This window comes from Stenotrophomonas sp. SPM (assembly GCF_003105135.1).
Taxonomy (GTDB): domain Bacteria; phylum Pseudomonadota; class Gammaproteobacteria; order Xanthomonadales; family Xanthomonadaceae; genus Stenotrophomonas.
Genome location: NZ_QETL01000164.1, coordinates 1 through 5,305, shown reverse-complemented (window position 1 = coordinate 5,305; position 5,305 = coordinate 1). Strand labels below are relative to the sequence as shown.

4 protein-coding genes are annotated in these 5,305 nt (G+C 66.8%); 1 reads left to right on the top strand and 3 read right to left on the bottom strand.

Features of this window, described 5'->3' with window-relative positions; all coding sequences use genetic code 11:
- Window positions 1-34: 34 nt before the first annotated feature.
- The 3 genes from DCO49_RS19300 to folB all read right to left on the bottom strand — a co-directional run bounded on the left by DCO49_RS19300 (window position 35) and on the right by folB (window position 4,036).
- Entirely contained in the window at window positions 35-2,209 is a 2,175-nt protein-coding gene (locus DCO49_RS19300) for a glycoside hydrolase family 3 N-terminal domain-containing protein (RefSeq protein WP_116865366.1), read from the bottom strand.
- Between the two features lie 138 nt (window positions 2,210-2,347).
- Window positions 2,348-3,619, bottom strand: coding sequence for a mechanosensitive ion channel domain-containing protein (locus DCO49_RS19295; RefSeq protein WP_116865365.1), 1,272 nt, complete (start codon window positions 3,617-3,619; stop codon window positions 2,348-2,350).
- A gap of 63 nt (window positions 3,620-3,682) precedes the next feature.
- A complete protein-coding gene (gene folB, locus DCO49_RS19290) occupies window positions 3,683-4,036 on the bottom strand; it encodes a dihydroneopterin aldolase (protein WP_116865364.1) in 354 nt (117 codons plus the stop codon).
- A 363-nt stretch (window positions 4,037-4,399) separates the two neighbouring features.
- Between folB and DCO49_RS19285 the strand changes: the two genes are divergently transcribed.
- Window positions 4,400-5,053, top strand: coding sequence for a hypothetical protein (locus DCO49_RS19285; protein WP_116865363.1), 654 nt, complete (start codon window positions 4,400-4,402; stop codon window positions 5,051-5,053).
- Window positions 5,054-5,305 lie beyond the last annotated feature (252 nt).

The window sequence follows — 5,305 nt, the reverse complement described above, 5'->3', positions numbered from 1 at the left end:
ACGCCGGGCATGGCCCGGCGCTACCACTCCGGGATCAGGCCTTCAGCAGCTCGAACTGCACGGCTTCGCCGGCGGCCGACGAGGCACACACCCACAGGTCGAACTGGCCGGGCTCGGCACGCAGCACGCCGTCGCGGCCGGTGAACGCCAGCTGCTCGCGGGTCAGGCTGAAGCTCACTTCAATCGACTCGCCCGGCTGCAGGGCGACCTTGCGGAAGTCCTTCAGCTCGCGCACCGGCCGCACGCGGCTGGCCACGCGGTCGTGGATGTACAGCTGCACCACTTCCTCACCGGCCACGGCGCTGGTGTTGGTCAGCGTGGTGGTCACGGTCAGGGTGTCGTCCCAGCCCAGCTGGGCCGCGCTCAGCTGCGGCACGCCGTAGGCGAACGTGGCGTAGCCGATGCCGTGGCCGAACGGGTACAGCGGCTCGTTCGGAATCTCGCGCCAGCGTGCCTTGAACTCCGACATGGTGGGCAGTTCCGGGCGGCCGGTGCGCGGGTGGTTGTAGAAGTACGGCTGCTGGCCGGACACCTGCGGGAAGCTGACCGGCAGGCGGCCGGACGGGCTGTAATCGCCGAACAGCACATCGGCCACGGCATGGCCGGTCTGCGTGCCCAGGTACCAGGTGACCGCCACGGCATGCGCATTGCGCACCGCACCCTGCAGGGCCAGCGCGCGACCATTGCGCAGCAGCACTACCAGCGGCTTGCCGGTCATCGCCACGGCCTCGGCCAGCGCCTGCTGTGCCGGCGGCAGGGTGATTTCCACGCGCGACTGCGCTTCACCGCTGTAACGCTGCGGTTCGCCCAAGGCCAGCACCACCACGTCGGCGCGCAGCGCAGCGGCCACGGCCGCTTCGGTGCCACCCGGAATCGCGGCTTCCAGCTCGCTGCCCGGCACGACTTCCAGCAGCGCTTCATCGCCGATGGCGGCGCGCACGCCGGTTTCCAGGTCCACGTAGCGCTGCTTGTCGCCGAACAGGGTCCAGCAGCCTTCGATGTTCTCGCGGTCCTGCACGAACGGGCCGATCAGGGCGATCTTCTGCCCGGTCTTCTGCAGCGGCAGCACGTTGTCGCGGTTGTTCAGCAGCACGATGGAACGGCGCGCGGCATCGCGTGACAGCTCGTCATGTGCGGCAATGTGCGAGGTATCCGCTTCGCGCGCCGGGTCCAGCGAACGGTACGGATCGTCGAACAGGCCGATGGTTTCCTTCAGCCACAGGATGCGGCGCACGCCTTCATCCAGCACGGTCATCGGTACTTCGCCGCTCTCGACCAGGCCCGGCAGGTGCTCGGCGTAGAAGCCGCTCTGCATGCTCAGGTCCAGGCCGGCCGTGAAGGCCTTGGCGGTGGCGTCGCGGTCGTCGGCGGCATAGCCGTGCGCGACCAGTTCCATGTCGGCGGTGTAATCGGAGATCACAACGCCCGGGAACTTCCACTCACCACGCAGGATGTCGGTCAGCAGTTCGGCGTTGGCGCTGGCCGGCACGCCGTTGATGTCGTTGAACGAGGACATCACGGTGATGGCGCCGGCGTCGAAGGCGGCCTTGAACGGCGGCAGGTGCACGTCGCGCAGGGTCTGCGGCGAGATGTCCACCATGTTGTATTCCATGCCGGCCATCACCGCGCCATAGGCGGCGAAGTGCTTGGGCGTGGCCAGCAGCGAATCGGCGGCGCGCAGGTCGCCGCCCTGGAAGCCACGCACGCGGGCGGCGGCAAAGGCGCAGCCCAGCACCACGTCCTCACCGGCACCTTCTGCACCACGGCCCCAGCGCTGGTCGCGGGCGATGTCCACGGCCGGTGCATAGGTCCAGTGCAGGCCGGCGGCGGTGGCCTCGACGGCGGTGGCACGGGCGGTGCGCTCGGCCAGGTCCGGCTCGAAGCTGGCGGCTTCGCCCAGCGGGATCGGGAACACGGTGCGCATGCCGTGGATGACGTCGGCGGCCAGGATCACCGGGATGCCCAGGCGGCTTTCCTCGGTGGCGACCTGCTGGATGCGGCGGCCCAGTTCGGCGCCCACGCCGTTGAACAGCGAGCCGACCTTGCCTTCGCGCACCTGCTGCAGCACTTGGTCGGCGTTGCGCACGTTGGCTTCCGGGTTCACGTCCGGGGCGAACGGGCGGACCATGTCCGCGAAGACACCCAGCTGGCCGACCTTTTCCTCGACGGTCATCTGGGCAATGAGGGATTCGATGCGATCGGAGGCCACCAGCTGTCCTTATGAAAACGTTTACAAGCCCGGCATTCTAGCGTTCCCGGGCCATTTGGCGAGAGGTTTCGTCATTCAGTTTCGTGCGCCCGCCCACAGTCTGGGCGGTCCATACGGGGGCGGACGCGAGGGTGGAGCTTACTCTGACCCGGCCAGTGCGCGCTGCCCCGCCATCAACATGGCATCGCTGGAGGCCTGGAAGACCCGCAGGCCAAAGGCCGGGAGGATCGCCAGCAGGTGGTCGAAGATGTCCGCCTGCACCGCCTCGTACTCGCCCCAGGCGGTGCTGCGGGTGAAGCAGTACAGCTCCAGCGGCAGGCCCTCGGTGGTCGGCTGCAGTTGGCGCACCAGCAGGGTCATGTCCTGATGGATGCCGGGGTGGTTGCGCAGGTAGCGCTCCACATAGGCGCGGAAGGTGCCCAGGTTGGTCACCCGGCGGCTGTTGACCTCGGCCACGCCCTGCTCCCGCAGGCGCCCGTTCCACTGCTCCAGCTCCCGCGCCTTGTCACGCAGGTAGTCGCCCAGCAGGGCGAACTGGCCCAGCCGCTGCAGCTCGTCCGCGCCCAGGAAGCCGACGCTGTGCTGGTCCAGGTACAGCGCGCGCTTGATCCGGCGCCCGCCGGCCTCCTGCATGCCGCGCCAGTTCTTGAACGACTCGGTCACCAGCTTCTTGGTCGGGATGGTAGTGATGGTCTTGTCGAAGTTCTGCACGGTGATGGTGTGCAGGGCGATATCGATGACATCGCCGTCGGCGTTCTGGCTGGGCATCTCGATCCAGTCGCCGAGGCGAACGCGGCCATCGCCACTGATCTGCACGCTGGCCACCAGCGACAGGATGGTGTCCTGGAAGATCAGCATCAGCACCGCGGTGGCCGCGCCCAGGCCGGTGACCAGCGGACCGATCTTCACCCCCAGCAGGGTGGCCACGATGGACAACCCGGCTGCCACATAGACCACGATCTTGACCACCTGCAGGTAGCCCTTGATCGGTTTGTTGCGCGCGTCTGGCTTGCGCTCGTACAGGCTGTTGGCTGCATCAAGGGCATGCGAGAAGGCCATGGCCAGGGTAAGCACGGCCCACACGATGCACAGCTTGACGATGACGTTGACCAGGCCCGGCGGCAGATCAGGAATGAGGGCGACGCCGGAGGCGATCACCTGGCTGGGCACTACATTCGACAGCCGTGAGATCACCCGCATCAGGTGGCTGCCACGCCCCGATTCGGCACCCGGGAGGCGCTGCAGCAGTCGCCGCAGGCCGCGCACCAGGATGCGCTTGGTGACCCAGTTGGCCAGACCGGCGGCGACCAGCAGCGCCGTGATCATCAACGCCAGATAGGCGCCGGGATAGGGTTCCAGTGTCTTCTGCAGCTGTTCCAGCCACTGTACCGCCACCACCGCATCCACCATCGGTTGTCTCCTTCTTTGTTTCTGTTGGGGTTGAGGCTGCCGGCCAGCGGCCGGCACGACCGGTCAGTCGCGCGAGCGCTCGATGATCACGCCCACCGCGCGCGCGCCGCGCACCGCACCGGGCTTGCTCAGCTTCAGGCGAAGCCACTTCACGTCGAACTCGTCCAGCACGATCTGCGCGCAGCGCTCGGCCAGGGTCTCGACCAGGCCGAAGTCCGATTCGCGCACGAACTGCTCCAGGCGCTTGCTCACCGCCTTGTAATTCAGGGTATGGGCGATGTCATCGGATGCGGCCGGGCGGCGGTTGTCGAAGCCCATTTCCAGGTCGAACACCAGGTCCTGCCGGATCCGCCGCTCCCAGTCGTAGATGCCGATCAGGGCGTCGATCGTCAGCCCTTCGATGAAAACCTTGTCCATTGCAGGTACCAGCCGGATACAGGCGGCCATGGTAACGGCACGGCGGTGAGCCTGCCCGGAACGGGCGGCGGTGCGGGTGGGGTGCGGCAAGGGCGGGAAAGACAAAGGGCCCTGCTAGCGGGGCCCTTTGGTACCTCTCAACGTCCCCAGGGGAAGCTGGAATCCAGCCGCGAGTCCCGGAGCACACGCCGCAAGGTTAGGAGTGCCACCCGGCCCAGTCAATTGGCAAATGCGTCAAGGCAAACAGTCGGGTGAAAAACCGAGCCGTTTCACAAAGAACACTGACGAGCATGCCGCCGTTTCCTGATGTTCCTGCCTCGTTCCCAGAGTCAAGGTGAAGCCACATCCCCTCGGAGTGAGTTGATGAAGGAAAGCAGGATCCTGCAGGCAGCGCTATCCCGCCAGAGATGGTCGACCTACGAGCGCATCGCTTCTCGTTGCGTAGCCGATCCAGCCACGCTCTATGCCTGGAACATGCAGATGTGTGGTGCTCTCCTTCCACCGTTGCACATTTGCGAAGTCGTGATCCGCAATGCAGCCGCTACGGCGCTGGTGCATCGTTATGGTCAACGCTGGCCCTGGCATCCAGCGCTACTGCGCAGCCTTCCTGCCGAAGGCGCGCTTGCCTCGCTATGCGATGTCCGCGGCAGCGCTGGAGCTCCGCGGGATGTGCCGGAGGTCATCGCCAAACTGCGATTCGGCTTCTGGCAGCAGTTGTTCGCTCGGCGGTTCGAGCATTCGATCTGGGCCGGGACCATGGGCCTGGCGCTGCCAAACGCACCCTCGGTGCCGCTGTCCGTCCTGCGTCGTTCCATCCATGCCGACCTCGACCGCATCCGTCACCTGCGCAACCGCATCGCCCACCACGAACCCATCCTCGAGCGCGACATCGGTGCTGACCTGGCCGCGATCGGACGGCTGATCCATGCGCGCTGCCCGCACACCCTGGCGTGGCTGCAGCGCCATGAGCGAGCGACGACGGTGCTGGCGGCATCGCCGTTGGGTTCCTGCCGGTAGCGTCGAGCCATGCCCGACTGCATCACCGCCTTTGTAGAGTCGAGCCATGCTCGACTGCATCAATAACAACCGAGCATTGCTCGACTCACCAGACAGAGGTTCACACTTCCGCCAGGCCAGCGAAGTCCCAGCGCCGGGTCACTCTCCCCATCGGCGGGTTGTGATGGCCGGCCCGCAGGCCCCGCCCACCGGCGAAGGCGTGCATCGACCGGTAACCGGATACCGACGCGGGCCGCGGTAAACAGGCCGGGG

Bases quoted from the DNA above. Each gene is read 5' to 3' on its own strand.
- DCO49_RS19285 (WP_116865363.1), top strand. From the start codon at position 4,400: ATGAAGGAAAGCAGGATCCTGCAGGCAGCGCTATCCCGCCAGAGATGG.
- folB (WP_116865364.1), bottom strand. From the start codon at position 4,036: ATGGACAAGGTTTTCATCGAAGGGCTGACGATCGACGCCCTGATCGGC.
- DCO49_RS19295 (WP_116865365.1), bottom strand. From the start codon at position 3,619: ATGGTGGATGCGGTGGTGGCGGTACAGTGGCTGGAACAGCTGCAGAAG.